Consider the following 14,237-nt stretch of genomic DNA (forward strand, 5'->3'; position numbering starts at 1 on the left):
TCGGAGGAGACGTGATGAATAACTACCCGAGGCTCGTGCGGCGAGCCGTGGCCGCGCTCGGCCTGCTGACAGCGCTGGCCGTGCCGGCGATCGGCCAGGCTGCCGACGACACCATCAAGATCGGCTATATCGACCCGTTGTCCGGCCCGTTCGCGAACGTGGGCGATGCCGGGCTGAAACACTTCAAGTATCTTGCCGAGCGCATCAACGCCAACGGCGGCATTCTCGGCCAGAACGTCGAGATCATCGGGTACGACAACAAGTCGAGTGCACAGGAGTCGCTGCAGATTCTGCGTGAGGCGGCCGACGAGGGCGTGCACTACATCACTCAGGGTAACGGTTCGCACGTGGGCGGTGCGCTCGTCGACGGGGTGGAGAAACACAACCGTCGCAACCCCGACGATCGTATCGTCTACCTGAACTATGCCGCGGTCGACCCGGCGCTGACCGGCGACAAATGCTCGTTCTGGCATTTCCGTTTCGATGCGAACAGCGCGATGAAGCTGCAGGCCATCACCGACTACATGGCCAAGCAGCAAGACATCAAGAAAGTCTTCCTGATCAACATGGATTACTCCCACGGCCAGGCGATTTCGCGTATCGCCAAGCAAATGCTCAAGGAGAAACGCCCGGATATCCAGATCGTGGGCGACGTATTGCACCCGGTGGGCAAGGTCAAGGATTTCTCGCCCTACGTGTCCCAGATCAAATCCTCCGGCGCCGACACGGTCATCTCCGGTAACTGGGGCAATGATCTGTCGCTGCTGGTCAAGGCCGGCTCGCAGGCCGGCCTCGACGTGGACTGGTATACCTACTACGCCGGTGGCCTGGGCACGCCCACCGCGCTCGGCAAGGCGGGCGCAGAACACGTGAAGATGGTCACCGAGTGGCAGGAGAATCTCGTCGAGCAATACGACGCACCCGAGTTGCGCGAGATCCTCGAGGAGTTCGAGGATCGTTACGACGGCATCGAGTTCTACTACCTGCGCATCAAGACCGAAATGGACATGCTGAAGAAAGCCATGGAAAAGGCGGGTTCCACCGATCCGCTGGCCGTGGCGCAGGCCATGGAAGGCATGACGATGGACACCCCGTTCGGCGAGGTCACGATGCGCAAGCAGGACCACCAGCTGCTGCAGCCGCTGTTCATCTCCACGTTCACCGCCGACTACGCGAAGTACGACTCCGAGGGCACCGGCATCGGCTGGAAGATGGATGCCAAGATCGACGCCGCGGACACGGCGGTCGACAGCAGCTGCAAGATGCAGCGGCCGTCGAGCTGAAGCTCGCGTCGACCGGCGGCTGACGCCGGTTCGATCGTCGCAAATGGCCGGCGCGCGCTCTGCGCGTCGGTCGTTTCGATGAAGCACGCCTTTCCCATTCAGCCATCGCGGGTCGCTCGGTGATGCTCGAATCGATTGTGTTTTCCATACTCAACGGTCTGCTGTACGGCATGCTGTTGTTCATGCTGGCCAGCGGCCTGACGCTGATCTTCGGAATGATGGGCGTGCTCAATTTCGCCCACGCCAGCTTCTATATGCTGGGCGCCTATTGCGCCTATTCCATCAGTTCCGTAGCCGGGTTCTGGGTGGCGCTGATTGTCGCGCCGCTGTTCGTGGGGTTTCTCGGCGCGCTGACCGAGCGCTTCGGTCTGCGCAACGTCCACCAGCACGGGCATGTGGCCGAACTGCTGCTGACCTTCGGACTCGTCTATGTGATCGACGAACTGGTGGTACTGATCTGGGGCCAGATCCCGGTGAACTACCAGATTCCCCCCTCGCTGGATTTCACCCTGTTCACGCTGTTCGACACCAGTTTCCCGGCCTATCGCGGGTTCATCCTGTTCGTGGCCGTTGCCATGTTCGTGGCGATCTATCTGCTGCTGGTGCGAACGCGCGTGGGCATGATCATCCGTGCGGCGTTGTCGCACCCGGAAATGGTGGGCGCGCTCGGCCACGACGTGCCGCGCATCTTCACGCTGGTGTTCGCCTTCGGCACCGGGCTTGCGGGCCTGGCCGGCGTGATGGCCGGCAACTACTACGTCACCGAGCCGGGCATGGCCTTTTCCATGGGCCCGATCGTGTTCGTTGTGGTCGTATTCGGCGGCCTGGGCTCGCTGGGCGGCGCACTCGCGTCGTCGTTGATCATCGGCCTGGTAACCACGTTCGCGATCAGTCTCAACTATTCCATCGCCGACGTGCTGGCCGGCCTCGGTGTGGTCGTTGGCAACGACACCGTCGGCAGCGGGCTTGCGCATATCAACCTGTCGCGAATCGGCCAGATGCTGCCTTATCTGATGATGGTGCTGATCCTCATCTTCCGGCCGCGTGGATTGATGGGAGCGCGCGAATCATGAGCGATAGTCGATCCGCGCGTCGTACATTGTTATGGCCGGTCGCGATGTGGGTGCTGTTCGGCCTGATCATCGCTGTGCTGCCCTATATCTTCACCTCCAGCAGTTCGATTTCGATGATGAGCCAGATGGGCGTGTTCATCATCTTCGCGCTGTCCTACAACATGCTGCTCGGCGAAGCCGGCATGCTTTCTTTCGGGCATGCCGTCTACTTCGGTCTCGGCGGCTTTTTCACCCTGCATGCGATCCGGGGAGTCAACGACGGCGTCTGGAGTTTTCCGCTCGAGCTGATGCCGCTGATCGGCGGTCTGGGCGGGCTGATGTTCGGCATCGTCTTCGGCTCGATATCGACCCGGCGGGCCGGGGTGACGTTCGCCATGATCACGCTGGGCATCGGTTCGATGGTCGAGTCGAGCGCGAACATGTTCACCGATTTCTTCGGCGGCGAAAGCGGCATCTCCGGCAACCGCGTGCTGGACGTGACCCTGCTGCCGTTCAGCTACGGGCCGTCGATCCAGGTCTACTACCTGATCGGGGCATGGACGGTTGTCGCTGCGCTGCTCATGTATCTGCTGACCAGGACACCGCTCGGGCGCATTTCCAACGCCGTGCGCGACAACCCCGAGCGGGCCCAGTTCGTGGGCTACAACACGACCATCGCGCGTTTCATCCAGTTCTCGCTGTCGGGTTTTTTTGCCGGCATCGCGGGCGGGCTGTTCGCGATCATGTTCGAGATCATGACCGCGCCCAACGTTGGGCTGGTGCAGTCCGGCATGGTGCTGCTGATGACCTTCATCGGCGGCGTCGGCGCGTTCTTCGGCCCGATTCTGGGCGCGGTGCTCGTGACCTACATGCATACCGCGCTGAGCGGCTTCTCCGAAGGCTGGATACTCTATTTCGGCCTGCTGTTCGTATTCATGGTGATGTACGCACCCGGCGGTATCGCCGGCATCATCACGGCACACTTCGCGCCTTGGCGTGCGGGCGTGATGCATCGGCTGCTGCCGATCTATGCCTTGGCGCTCGTGCCGGCCCTGTTGGCCGTCGCCGGTCTGGTGGCCGTGGTGGAGATGGGCTACCAGCTGTCGCTGGCCTACGACCCGTCGCGCCCGATCGATCTGTTCTATATGGAGGTCACCGCGACCCACGTAGGCGCATGGGCCGTGGCCGTGCTCGTGTTCGCCGCCGGCCTGGCCGGCGTGATCGGCGCGCGGCGCCTGGTGCGCTCGCGCTGGGCCGAGGTCAACCGAACCATGAGTGCCACCGGAGACAGCCCATGAGCGATGCATTGAAGCTGGCGGGCGTGCACAAGCGCTTCGGTCAGACGCCGATCATCCGCGGGGTGGATCTGAACGTCGCTGCAGGCGAACGGCATGCCATCATCGGGCCCAACGGGGCCGGCAAGTCCACGCTGTTCAATCTGATCAGCGGCCGCTATACCCCGACCGAGGGCCATATCGACCTCCACGGGCGCCGGATCAGCGGGCTGGCGCCGCACCAGATCAATCGTCGCGGGCTGAGCCGCAGCTTTCAGATCACCAACCTGTTTCACAACATGACGGTGTTCGAGAATCTGCGCTGCTCGCTGCTCTGGGCCAAGGGCTACAAGTACTCGTTCTGGCATCTGGTCGGCCGCCAGACCGCGCTCAACGAAGCCGCCGAGCAATGGCTGGAGCGCTTGGGCCTGACCGCACGGCGCGATGTACCGGCTTCGTTGCTCACCTATGCCGAGCAGCGCACGCTCGAGATCGGCTCCACGATCGCCGGCGGCGCCGATGTGATACTGCTCGACGAGCCGACCGCGGGCATGGGGCTGGCCGAGCGCGACCACACCATCGCCATGATCCTGGACGTCACCCGCGACAAGACCCTGCTCATCGTTGAACACGACATGGGCGTGGTCTTCGAACTGGCCGACCGGATCAGCGTGCTGGTCTATGGCCAGGTCATCGCCAGCGACACACCGGAGGCGATTCGAGGCAACGAGGCGGTCCAGGAAGCCTATCTGGGCGAGGCGCACTAGCCGCGGCCGACCTGCAGGGCCCAGGTCGTGGTTCGGCGAAAGCGAGACGTATCGACCACCAACGTCGGGCGCCCGAATACGCCGCCCGGGCCGGACCGTTCGGCATACAAGAACAAGCCGCGCTCGAACGAGCCGGACGAATAGATCAGAGGGTGCCATGATGCTGGAAGTACGAGATCTGCATGCCTATTACGGCAAGAGCCATGTCCTGCAGGGGGTGGACTTCGACGTTGGCCGTGGTGAGATCGTGAGCCTGCTCGGGCGCAACGGCGTGGGCCGTTCGACCACCTGCAAGGCGATCATGGGGCTGGTGGCACCGCACGGGTCGGTGCGGTTCGACGGCGAGCAGCTGGCCGGCCTGAAAAGTCACCAGGTGGCGCGCAAGGGCATCGGTTACGTACCCGAGGACCGGCTCATCTTCAGCGGGCTGAGTACCAGAGAAAATCTGGAGATGGGCGTCCAGAAGGTCGGCGCGAAGGCCGACTGGACCATCGACGATGCCTACCGGCTGTTTCCACGCCTGTCGGAGCGCGCGGACGTGCAGGCCGATCGCTTGTCCGGTGGCGAGCAGCAGATGCTCACCATGTGCCGAACGCTCATGGGCAACCCGAAGCTGATCATGATCGATGAGCCCACCGAGGGCCTCGCGCCGCAGATCGTGTCGCAGGTGGGCGATTTCCTGCTGGCGATCGCGGACAAGGGGCTGTCGGTGCTGCTGGTCGAACAACGCCTGAGCATCGCCATGCGCGTATCGCATCGCGTGTATGTGATGGGCCACGGGCGGATCGTGTTCGAAGGCACACCGGACAGCCTCGAGGCGGACGAACGTGTGCGCCGCGAGTGGCTCGAGGTCTGATCAGCGACCTACACGCCGGCACATGACGGCTTTGGGTCAGGGATCGATCCGACGATGGATCGCGTTGACCCAGCAATACAGCCCGTAACAGATCAGACCGAGAGCCACCACGCCGAGCAGTACGAGGCCGTAGCTCTCGCCGGACAGTGCGTTGAGTGCGCCGTCGAGGCCGGTGGCTTCGTCCGGGTCGGTTTGCCAGGCGCCCAGCAGCAGAAATGCGCCCATGATCAGAAATACCACACCGCGAGCGCTCAGCCCCCATTGTGCGATGTGGCCTGCCCAGCGCCGTTGCGTCGGGCCCATCGTGGCCACGGACCAGCGTTTTTCGAAGCCGCGCTTGTAGGCGCGCACGAACTGCATGATGGCGATGCCGACGATGAGCGCGCCGATCGCCGCGACCAGCCAGACCCCGCCTTCGTGCGACATGAGCCGGGCGGTCATGCTCTGTTTGGTACTGCCTCCACCGCTGCTGTGGCTACCGATCAGCAAGCGGATGGTGTAGACCGCCAGTGATGCATAGATTACACCGCTGCCGAGCAGGCCGACGCGCTTGAGCAGCCCGCCCGGGCTGCGGCCGCGATGTTCCGGATCCTTTATCGCCTGAACGAAGCGCCATATTACGTAGCCGATCAGCCCCGCGGCCATGACGATAAGCAGGATCTGGCCGAAGGGCTGACTGCCGATGGTGCTCATCGCGCCATGCGTGCTTGTGGTTCGGCCACCGATATGAAAGGCCGACATCGCCGCGAGCACGCCGATGACGACATAGACGACGCCCTTGGCGGCGTAACCGAAACGGGCCAGCCATTCGACGCCCTTGCTGGGCGCACGCTGAGTTGCGTGTGTGCTCATGAATCATCCATTTGGAAAGGCCGAGATACAGGCCCGGAGAAGGCGTCGTGCCCAGCTGAAAGAAGCGGTCGACGGCGCGTGAGTTTGCGTCGTATGACGCCAATGCCAACAGCGGCGCGCCCGCACGGCGCAACCAAGTGGCCATTCGCGAGATTTGGAAAGGCATCGCTGACACGAAAACGGCCTGCCACCACCAACGCCGGCTTGCAGCCCAATCCAGAGCCCCGCAACAACAGGTTTAGAGGCCAGACTCCGAAAGGGCATATTCGACAGTCGCCGACTATGCCTGGCTCGGGCCGGCCGTGGTCCTAAGACGAACGCTGGCCGAGTGCTTCGATGACTGCGTTGGCGTTGTCGAAGTGGTCGCCTTCGAAGGCGCGCAGCGCTTCGAGGGTTTCCTCGGGTGCGCCGTTGCTCGCCGCAACGCCCGCCAGCTCGCCGCCCGTGGCCGGGAATGAGGCGCCTTCCAGGTAAGAAGCCAGGCGTGTCGGATCGTGGGTCATGCAGTTCTCTCGTTTGATTGTCTCCGACCAGTGCAACAGAACCGGCCTCGGCTGTCTGTCCGCACTAACACCCACGCGTTGACGATCACGCCGTCGTCCGCCGCGCCAGGCCATTCGGGTACCAGTCAGCCGCGACGATAGGCGGTGCGTGTTTCGACCGGACGAACAGGCGCGCGATTCGCGCGCGCTTGCGACGTGTCAAACCGCCCATGCGCAGTATGACTGATTGCCAACGGGGCGCCGCCGCGATGAAAGTAGCACGACAATCATTCACGCCGATTCGTGATACAGGCGATCCATGCGTGCACCGGGAGCCGCCGTGGTCTCTTTCATGACTCGATCCTTTGGTCTGAGCGTCGACAGCATCAGACCGCGCCGGGATTTTCCTCGCGCCAGGCATGTCGATATCGATCGCTACATGCGCGACTGGTATGTCATTGCCCACAAGCCGCCGTCGATCACGCGCACCGCGCACAATGCCGTGGAGCGGTATCGGCGGGGGGACGATAACCGTGTCGATGTGCGGTTCACCTTCCGTAAAAACGGCTTCGACGGTGACCGAAAAACCCTGCGGCCGACCGGGTTTGTGGTCGCCGATACGGGCAACGCGGTATGGGCCATGCAGTTCGTCCGGCCGATCAAGATGCAGTTCGTGATCGCCTATGTTGCCGACGACTACCGACAGACGATCGTGGCCCGCGAGCGGCTCGATTTCGTATGGATCATGGCCAGCGAGCCGCAGATCGAAGCCAAGGTCTACGACGATCTGGTCGAACGGGTGAGACAGATCGGCTATGACGTGTCGCAGCTGCGCCAGGTGCCCCAGCAGCCGCTGGGGCCACGCCGGGCGGATTGACGCCGGTGACTGGCGGCCCCGGTGTTGAACCCGTCGGGCCGAGGCGCCGGCCGAGCCGCACGACGACTAGGCCCTCGGTGATGCCTGCATTCGGCCGTGCGTGGCGACGGGATGGCGCTCAGCCTGGCCGGGCGTCCCACACCGGCCGGTTCGGCCATTTGGCGTTGGGCGTTGATCGACGCGCACGTGGGCGCCGGTGGAGGTTCGGCTAGACGATGCGGCCGACCACGCCCGGGCTCGGTCCGGGGCGAACCTGGGGTCAGACATGGCACCGCTTCGGGGTCGGGGGAAATACTGATTGTCGTAATCTGTGTACGACGCGTCTACTAGGCCGGCTGCCCTGGGCTGGGGTGCCCCTCTCCGGATTGGCTCCCCCTGTCATATCCAACGGAGAAGCCCGGCCCGGGCTGCACTTGTCACATCGGCCTTTTTACTGATGGCAACAGCGCGGGGTCTGAGGTGTACTGACATCTCTCGCCCGGGCTGTACCGTCTCGTGATGGATTCCCTGCGGCTATCGGTCGTTACCGCGGCCCGGGCGAGGCCTTTCATAGGGCCGGCCTGGTCGGTTCGAGACGGTCTATCCGCTAGTACGGCGACCGCAGCCCGCCTTCGTCTGTGCGTCCATATGACTCGTATCGCTTGTCCGCCGGCATAGGCCGGCCGCTCAACTCAGTTGCGTTGTGTCTCGCGACATCGTTCGGCGACATCGCCCGGGCTGCCGTCGTAGCCGCGAGTGACCAGCGTACCCAGGCGGTCGTCGTTGCCCCTGGTGCCCAGCGATTGCAAACGGAGACCCACATGGCGTGCGCCGATCGGCGTGTCTGCGGCCTGCATGCCCAGCTGGCGTGGCCCTCTCTGAACGATCGCCGTGTCGGCGCTGCGATAGGTCACCGTGATATGTCGATCACGCCGACAGACGTAGTCGGCCCTCTGCTCGGTCGGGCGGTGGGCGCACCCGGCTACGCCGCCGGCGATCAGAACCAGCGACGGACAGCAATGCGTGCGGCGCATGAAGGCTCCCCGGTTGACGGGCCTGTCCGCCGTGTAGTCCGCGATGCGGGGGATGTTCCGTCGAAAAGCGACGCCCGCGGTGGACTGGTATGGTGACATTTGTATGGCCGCGTCGAGGGCAACCGGCGCGTGCACGGCGAACCTGACCGATGATTCAGCGACCAGGGGGTAAGTTGTATCGTGAGATCGCCCGAGATTCCCGCCAACGAACGCGAGCGGCTACAGACGCTCGTGGCTTTGCGAATACTGGACACCGACGCCGAAGAACGTTTCGATCGCATCACGCGTCTGGCCCGGGGTGTGTTCGGGGTGCCGTTCGCGCTGGTGAACCTGATCGCTGACGATCGCCAGTGGACCAAGTCGCAGAACGGTACCCAGATCGTCAACCTGCCGCGCGAGCAATCGTTCTGTGCCCACGCGGTCTGCGAAGATGCCACGCTGGTCGTTCCCGACCTGACCGAGGACGAGCGCTTTGCCGACAATCCCCTGACCCGCAGTGCGCCCCGTATGCGTTTTTATGCCGGGCGCCCGCTACGCGCCGAAAACGGCTGTGCGCTGGGTACGCTGTGCATCCTCGATGTGCAGCCGCGCGAAATGAGCGAACGCGAACTGGCCATGCTCGACGATCTGGCCGTGATGGTGGAACACGAACTGGCCACCGTGCAGTCTGCGACCATCGACGAGCTGACGGGCATCACCAACCGACGCGGCTTCAGCATTCTGGCGCGCCACGTCTATCGCGTCTGCCAGCTCAACGGGCTGCCGGCCTGTCTGATCTATTTCGACCTGCGTCAGTTCAAGCAGATCAACGACCGCTATGGGCATGCCGCAGGCGACCGGGCACTGAGACGCTTTGCCGATCTGATGCGGGAAACCTTCCGCGAATCGGACGTCTTCGCACGCCTGGGCGGCGACGAATTCGTGCTGTTCGCCGGCAACACCCGCCTGCGCGACGCCGAACGGATGGTCGCTCGGCTGGCGCAGACCGTCGAGACTCATAACGGCCTATCGGAGCCCGCAGAACGGCTGCTCTTCAACCACGGGATCGAGTCGGTTCCCACCGATATCAACGCTGACGCGGATGACACGCTGGAATCCGTGTTGGCCAGCGCCGACAAGCGTATGTACGAACAGAAACGAGCCTCGGGCACTTGACGCGGGGCGACTACGGTCGTCGCGGGCCAGGTGAGCGAACGGCGCACTCGATGTCCTGTACGGCTCAGGCGAACGCGTTATCCAGATCGAGATAGCTGGCGTTGTCTTCGCCGATCGTATGGCCCTGTTCCGCGATGGCTTGAGATACAGCCGCGAAATGAGTCCGCCGTGAAATCCTTTTCAGCCATTCGCACACGTTCGGATATCGATCGAAACGGTATCCCACGGCGACGAGTTGATAGAGTTCGCATGCCATGGACAGGTCGGCGATGCTCGGGTGATCCGAATCGTTCAGGTAACGCGTTGCACCCGAAGCCGTGGCCGGCTGGCCCAGACAGGAATCCAGATGAGAGAGGCTCTCGTTCAGCCGTGTCTGGAGCGGCCTCAAGCGGAGCGCCTGAATCTCGGACTTGAGCATCGGGAGCGTCAAGTGCAGATTCATGATGTCATGAAACATGTCGTACCGGCGCAGGTGACCGTGATGCCATGCCATCCACTGGTCAGTACGAGCCGCACCAACGGGGTCCTGCCGATCGGGGTACCAGCGCTGCGCGATGTCCTGCGCCTGACTGGTTCGGCAGAGATACCGCATGATCGCGTGGCTCTCTGCCAGTACGAAACCCTTCGACATGTGTCCGTCATCGCCAGGCGGAATCGCCAGCGCGGGCACGGTCTGCTGCCCGGCAACCTGTTCACGGAACCAGCGAGTACGCGTCTCTCCTTGGGCGAAATCTATCTCGTGCCAACGGTATGCGGCCCCGAGTTCGAGCAACAGGATTTCCACGGCTCGGCATGGCTGCGATAGGCGATGTGCATAAAGAATCGGCGTCATTGGCAAGACTCCCGGAAACATCTGGATTGTCGACGGCTCCTCACAGGATGCAGGCGAGCGAAGCCAGAACGGGTCATCGTCGCAACAGGCAAGGCGTGAGGCGACCGTGCCGGCCCCGCCGATCGAGCGGTTGGTTACCGATGACACGATCTTTGGCGATTCGTCCGCCGGTCTTTACCTGGCCAGCTGCGAAAGCTCGCCGGGGAGATTGGCTATAGTCTTATCGGCTTCGCCGTCGCTGAGCGCTTGCTCGAGCGTGCGCACGACCGATCGAGCCAGATCGCGTACATCCTCCGTGCCCAGTTCGGTACGGAACATCAGCTTGTCGTAGAACTCGTCCAGCGTCATCGGTACGCCGCTGGTATCGGCGCGATTGCCGCCCGCCCGCACGGCCTCGGCGATCTCGTCGGGCAATTGCCCGGCCATATGCTCTGCCTGCTCCTGGGGCAGCTGTTCGCAGAGGGTGTCGAGCGTTATCAGAGTGTGTTCGTGGACCGCTTCAACATCCAGCTGCGAGCAGCCCTCGTGCACGCGGGCGATAAACAGATCGGTATTCATGGTGCGTCCTCTGCCGCGGCCTGGCCGGCAGCGACTGTATAAGTGAGATCTCGACCCTGCGCGCTGAAACGATCGTGGACCATCCCGACTTATGCGGACACGCGCAAGTCTGCAGGCTGCGTTGGCGTAGTCGACAGGCGCCGCGACCCGCACTTGAGACAGCGGGCGAATCCGCGGTCGACCGCTGCCCCGGGGCAGGGCCAACGATCTCCCACCGACGTAGCTCTCATGTGACGCCGGTAACGCCTGGGTCGAGTGCACGCTCCGGCACCGAGCGACCGAACGGGATTCCGGCGTGCGTGTAGAAGAAGTAAAGCGACAGCCCGGTTTCGGGCATCGAAGCGGCGGCGTGGCGCCCGGTGCGGTGTATCCCACGCTGCATGCCGACGATCACGGCCGGCGCGACTGGCCGCCGCCGGACGGCGGCCGCATTTTCGCGGTCGGGTGGGGCGGCTGTTGTATGCTTTTTCGTAGACGGTCGGCTCGACTGCGGCGATCCACAGCGGCAGGTCAGGGCGCGTCGTAATCGGTGGCGGCTGCGAAAGCGGGCGCGCCAGATGAGGGGGACAACATGAACAACGTCAGGCGACCGACGACCGCGCACGCCGCATTCTGGGTGATGACGCGACGAGTCACGTTGCTCGCGGCCAGTGTCGACATCGGCTTCTTCGTGTTCTTTCTCTGGGCGGATTCGCCGCTGCTAGCGTGGATGAACGTGCTCAGCGTCGCTATGTACATCGGCGCGTACCGGCTACTGGTCGCGCGTCGAAATCGCCTGGCACTGGCCCTGATATGGTTCGAGGTGATCGGCCATGCCGTGGTCGGTACGCTGCTGGTTGGTTGGGATGCCGGCTTCAACTATTACCTGTTGATGTTCATACCCGCGATCATGGTCAGCGGTAGCCGGCGCGCGGTGATCGGGCCGCTGGTCGTGTTGTTCGGGTTGTATGTGATTCTGCATGCAGTCGCGCGCCACTATGGCCCGCTGGACCCGCTCTTCGAGCCCGCACTCTGGCTTCTAAGCCTGTTCAACATGTCGATCTTCTTCGCGATGGCGAGCTATACGGCGCGGTACTACTACGGCCTGGTGCAGCGCAGTGAACGCCGGCTACGCGACATGGCCACACGCGACACGCTGACCGGCCTGTTCAATCGACGCCATCTGTCGGAGGTGGCCGCAACCCAGCTTGCGCTCGGCACCGAGCGCGCCGTCCGAACCTCGCTCGTGATTGCCGATATCGATGGCTTCAAGCACATCAACGATCGCTGGGGTCACGATGCCGGGGATCGCGTGCTCAGCGGTGTGTCGGCGCTGTTTCTGGAACACTGCCCGCCCCCGTATACGGCATCGCGCTGGGGCGGCGAGGAGTTTCTGTTTTTGCTCCCGGATGCCGATACCGCGGCGGCCTGCGGCTTTGCCGAACGCTTGCGCAAAACGATCGCCGATGCCCGGATTCCACTGCCGGACGGGACGGTCGCCTGTACCATCTCGCTCGGTGTGGCCACCCTGGAGGCGCCAGAAAGTCTGGAGGCGGCGATCGGACGCGCGGACCGCGCGCTGTATCGCAGCAAGAGTGCCGGTCGCGACCGCGTGACCGTCGCCGGCCCGCCGAAAGACGGTGCCGACTCTGGCGTAAAGAAGGGGGCGGCCGGGCTAGCCCGGGCCGAGCCTCTCGCGCCGGGCATACCCGCGGTCGTGCAATCGGCGCGCCGCCCGCTCTAGAACACGCCCGAGGACAGGTTCCGGCCAGCTGTTGATCGCCGGGCCGGCTCGCGGCTACGTCGGCTTGATTTTCAGTCCGCGGGCTGCATCATCGGCTGCTCATACGTTCATTGCGATATCGACATGGCCAACTATACGAAAGACCCGGAAGCCATCGCCCGGCTCGACCGTGAGCAGTATCGGGTGACCCAGGAAAGCGGTACGGAAGCACCGGGTACCGGTGAGTACTTGAACAATAAATCGGCCGGAATCTATGTCGATATCGTCTCCGGCGAACCGTTGTTCGCCTCGTCCGACAAGTACGATTCCGGCTGTGGCTGGCCCAGCTTCACCAAGCCGATCGAGCCGGCTCACGTCGCCGAGCTTCAGGATCGTTCACACGGGATGACTCGCACCGAGGTTCGCTCGGCCCACGGCGACAGTCATCTGGGACATGTGTTTCCCGACGGGCCGGCCGATCGCGGCGGTCTGCGTTATTGCATCAATTCGGCATCGCTACGGTTCATCCCGCGCGAGCGAATGGACGCCGAAGGCTATGGGGCCTATCTCGATCAGGTGGAGGACGTTTGAGCCATTGGGAAAGCCGGGCGGCGCGGCGATGAGCGCCTGCGATACGCCGCAGAGGCAGCGCTTTCGCGAGCTGGCTGCCGACATCGAGGGGATCGATCACGACGTCTATCAGCGCTACGACCGCGATCCGCTGGAGCCGATCATCGGGCTCGGGCGCCCGGACGCCCGAGTCGGTTTTTTCGGGCGTGATCCGGGCCGCGATGAAGTCCGCCACGGCGAGCCGTTCATCGGTGCCGGCGGGCAGCTGGTTCGTCGCGCGCTCTATCGGCAGCTGTACGGTAGCGAGCTGCCGGATTTCGAATCGTCCCGGACCATCGGGCGCGAGTTTTTCTGGATCAACACGGTGCCGTACAAGCCGGTCGGCAACAAGGCGTGGTCGATGCGGGTCAAGCGGCGGTTTCATCCGCTGATGACTGCGTTGCTGGTCGAACAATGGCAGGGCCGGTCGCTGATCACGCTGGGCCGTGAGGCGTTTCTGTGGTTCGGCATCGGTCAGTCGCGAGTCGAACGCGCCCGGATCGAAGCGTTCTGGCAGCGCACCGATCGGTTCGACGAAGCGCTGGATGTCACGCTGAACGGGATGGACGGGTCGGCGGCCACGTTCAGTGTGTATCCGCTACCGCATCCGTCGCCGTTGAACGCGACCTGGTACAAACGTTTTCCATCGTTGCTTGCACACCGGCTCGATCAGCTTGCCGTGCGCAAGGGCAATCTCACCGTCTAGCAAAGCGCGCTCGGGTGCCGGGCGCGAGCGGCATGCCGGATGGGCCGGTGGCCGCAAGCCAGCCCGCGTGGGCAGGCGTAGTGTGCGCCTACAGGGTTTGGCGCAGCACAGAGGCGATCGGCACCGGACTGCGGCCTGGCTACGCGCCGGCTGCGCCGTCGGTCCACGAATGGTTGGGCTGTCGAGCTCGACCGGCCGGCCGGACCGTGGTGCCGGCCG

15 protein-coding genes are annotated in these 14,237 nt (G+C 63.8%); 10 read left to right on the forward strand and 5 right to left on the reverse strand.

Translation table 11 applies throughout. The features are described 5' to 3' along the window. The first annotated feature begins 14 nt into the window (after positions 1-14). The 5 genes from T31B1_RS06130 to T31B1_RS06150 all read left to right on the forward strand — a co-directional run bounded on the left by T31B1_RS06130 (position 15) and on the right by T31B1_RS06150 (position 5,232). Positions 15-1,283: a branched-chain amino acid ABC transporter substrate-binding protein gene (locus T31B1_RS06130; protein WP_353248557.1), complete on the forward strand. Its 1,269-nt coding sequence runs from the start codon at positions 15-17 to the stop codon at positions 1,281-1,283. A 122-nt stretch (positions 1,284-1,405) separates the two neighbouring features. Continuing rightward, positions 1,406-2,356, forward strand: a complete 951-nt coding sequence (locus T31B1_RS06135; RefSeq protein WP_353248558.1) for a branched-chain amino acid ABC transporter permease — start codon at positions 1,406-1,408, stop codon at positions 2,354-2,356. Beyond that, the gene (locus tag T31B1_RS06140) at positions 2,353-3,633 is read left to right on the forward strand and encodes a branched-chain amino acid ABC transporter permease (protein WP_353248559.1); all 1,281 of its coding nucleotides are present in this window, start codon (positions 2,353-2,355) and stop codon (positions 3,631-3,633) included. The genes T31B1_RS06135 and T31B1_RS06140 overlap by 4 nt, the downstream gene beginning before the upstream one ends. After that, positions 3,630-4,376, forward strand: coding sequence for an ABC transporter ATP-binding protein (locus T31B1_RS06145; protein ID WP_353248560.1), 747 nt, complete (start codon positions 3,630-3,632; stop codon positions 4,374-4,376). The genes T31B1_RS06140 and T31B1_RS06145 overlap by 4 nt, the downstream gene beginning before the upstream one ends. Positions 4,377-4,536: 160 nt before the next feature. Next, complete coding sequence (locus T31B1_RS06150) at positions 4,537-5,232, forward strand: ABC transporter ATP-binding protein (RefSeq protein ID WP_353248763.1); 696 nt, start codon at positions 4,537-4,539, stop codon at positions 5,230-5,232. Between the two features lie 36 nt (positions 5,233-5,268). Here T31B1_RS06150 and T31B1_RS06155 read toward each other — a convergent pair whose 3' ends face one another. Both T31B1_RS06155 and T31B1_RS06160 read right to left on the reverse strand, forming a co-directional pair. Continuing rightward, on the reverse strand, positions 5,269-6,084 hold the full coding sequence (locus T31B1_RS06155; protein WP_353248561.1) for a DUF1206 domain-containing protein: 816 nt from the start codon (positions 6,082-6,084) through the stop codon (positions 5,269-5,271). A gap of 308 nt (positions 6,085-6,392) precedes the next feature. Next, the gene (locus tag T31B1_RS06160) at positions 6,393-6,587 is read right to left on the reverse strand and encodes a DUF2795 domain-containing protein (protein ID WP_353248562.1); all 195 of its coding nucleotides are present in this window, start codon (positions 6,585-6,587) and stop codon (positions 6,393-6,395) included. Positions 6,588-6,918: 331 nt separating this feature from the next. Between T31B1_RS06160 and T31B1_RS06165 the strand changes: the two genes are divergently transcribed. Beyond that, positions 6,919-7,443: a lipocalin family protein gene (locus T31B1_RS06165; RefSeq protein WP_353248563.1), complete on the forward strand. Its 525-nt coding sequence runs from the start codon at positions 6,919-6,921 to the stop codon at positions 7,441-7,443. A 671-nt stretch (positions 7,444-8,114) separates the two neighbouring features. On the opposite strand, the gene T31B1_RS06170 is transcribed toward T31B1_RS06165, so the two are convergent. Beyond that, entirely contained in the window at positions 8,115-8,456 is a 342-nt protein-coding gene (locus T31B1_RS06170) for a hypothetical protein (protein ID WP_353248564.1), read from the reverse strand. A 180-nt stretch (positions 8,457-8,636) separates the two neighbouring features. Between T31B1_RS06170 and T31B1_RS06175 the strand changes: the two genes are divergently transcribed. Next, complete coding sequence (locus tag T31B1_RS06175) at positions 8,637-9,611, forward strand: sensor domain-containing diguanylate cyclase (RefSeq protein WP_353248565.1); 975 nt, start codon at positions 8,637-8,639, stop codon at positions 9,609-9,611. Positions 9,612-9,675: 64 nt separating this feature from the next. Here the strand turns inward: T31B1_RS06175 and T31B1_RS06180 are convergent, their stop codons facing one another. Beyond that, positions 9,676-10,443 (reverse strand): glutathione S-transferase family protein, encoded by a 768-nt coding sequence (locus T31B1_RS06180; protein ID WP_353248566.1) that lies wholly within the window; start codon positions 10,441-10,443, stop codon positions 9,676-9,678. A 174-nt stretch (positions 10,444-10,617) separates the two neighbouring features. Next, entirely contained in the window at positions 10,618-11,001 is a 384-nt protein-coding gene (locus T31B1_RS06185) for a DUF2267 domain-containing protein (protein ID WP_353248567.1), read from the reverse strand. A gap of 571 nt (positions 11,002-11,572) precedes the next feature. Here T31B1_RS06185 and T31B1_RS06190 point away from each other — a divergent pair. From T31B1_RS06190 to T31B1_RS06200, 3 genes are all read left to right on the forward strand, one after another. Beyond that, positions 11,573-12,724, forward strand: coding sequence for a GGDEF domain-containing protein (locus tag T31B1_RS06190; RefSeq protein WP_353248568.1), 1,152 nt, complete (start codon positions 11,573-11,575; stop codon positions 12,722-12,724). A 123-nt stretch (positions 12,725-12,847) separates the two neighbouring features. Then, entirely contained in the window at positions 12,848-13,294 is a 447-nt protein-coding gene (gene msrB / locus T31B1_RS06195; RefSeq protein WP_353248569.1) for a peptide-methionine (R)-S-oxide reductase MsrB, read from the forward strand. Between the two features lie 28 nt (positions 13,295-13,322). After that, on the forward strand, positions 13,323-14,018 hold the full coding sequence (locus tag T31B1_RS06200; RefSeq protein WP_353248570.1) for a uracil-DNA glycosylase family protein: 696 nt from the start codon (positions 13,323-13,325) through the stop codon (positions 14,016-14,018). Positions 14,019-14,237: the final 219 nt, after the last annotated feature.

The organism is Salinisphaera sp. T31B1, assembly GCF_040361275.1.
In the GTDB taxonomy this organism is placed as follows: Bacteria; Pseudomonadota; Gammaproteobacteria; order Nevskiales; family Salinisphaeraceae; genus Salinisphaera.

Coding starts and splice junctions, on each gene's coding strand:
- T31B1_RS06130 (WP_353248557.1), top strand. CDS start 15: ATGAATAACTACCCGAGGCTCGTGCGGCGAGCCGTGGCCGCGCTCGGC.
- T31B1_RS06135 (WP_353248558.1), top strand. CDS start 1,406: ATGCTCGAATCGATTGTGTTTTCCATACTCAACGGTCTGCTGTACGGC.
- T31B1_RS06140 (WP_353248559.1), top strand. CDS start 2,353: ATGAGCGATAGTCGATCCGCGCGTCGTACATTGTTATGGCCGGTCGCG.
- T31B1_RS06145 (WP_353248560.1), top strand. CDS start 3,630: ATGAGCGATGCATTGAAGCTGGCGGGCGTGCACAAGCGCTTCGGTCAG.
- T31B1_RS06150 (WP_353248763.1), top strand. CDS start 4,537: ATGCTGGAAGTACGAGATCTGCATGCCTATTACGGCAAGAGCCATGTC.
- T31B1_RS06155 (WP_353248561.1), bottom strand. CDS start 6,084: ATGAGCACACACGCAACTCAGCGTGCGCCCAGCAAGGGCGTCGAATGG.
- T31B1_RS06160 (WP_353248562.1), bottom strand. CDS start 6,587: ATGACCCACGATCCGACACGCCTGGCTTCTTACCTGGAAGGCGCCTCA.
- T31B1_RS06165 (WP_353248563.1), top strand. CDS start 6,919: ATGACTCGATCCTTTGGTCTGAGCGTCGACAGCATCAGACCGCGCCGG.
- T31B1_RS06170 (WP_353248564.1), bottom strand. CDS start 8,456: ATGCGCCGCACGCATTGCTGTCCGTCGCTGGTTCTGATCGCCGGCGGC.
- T31B1_RS06180 (WP_353248566.1), bottom strand. CDS start 10,443: ATGACGCCGATTCTTTATGCACATCGCCTATCGCAGCCATGCCGAGCC.
- T31B1_RS06185 (WP_353248567.1), bottom strand. CDS start 11,001: ATGAATACCGATCTGTTTATCGCCCGCGTGCACGAGGGCTGCTCGCAG.
- T31B1_RS06190 (WP_353248568.1), top strand. CDS start 11,573: ATGAACAACGTCAGGCGACCGACGACCGCGCACGCCGCATTCTGGGTG.
- msrB (WP_353248569.1), top strand. CDS start 12,848: ATGGCCAACTATACGAAAGACCCGGAAGCCATCGCCCGGCTCGACCGT.
- T31B1_RS06200 (WP_353248570.1), top strand. CDS start 13,323: ATGAGCGCCTGCGATACGCCGCAGAGGCAGCGCTTTCGCGAGCTGGCT.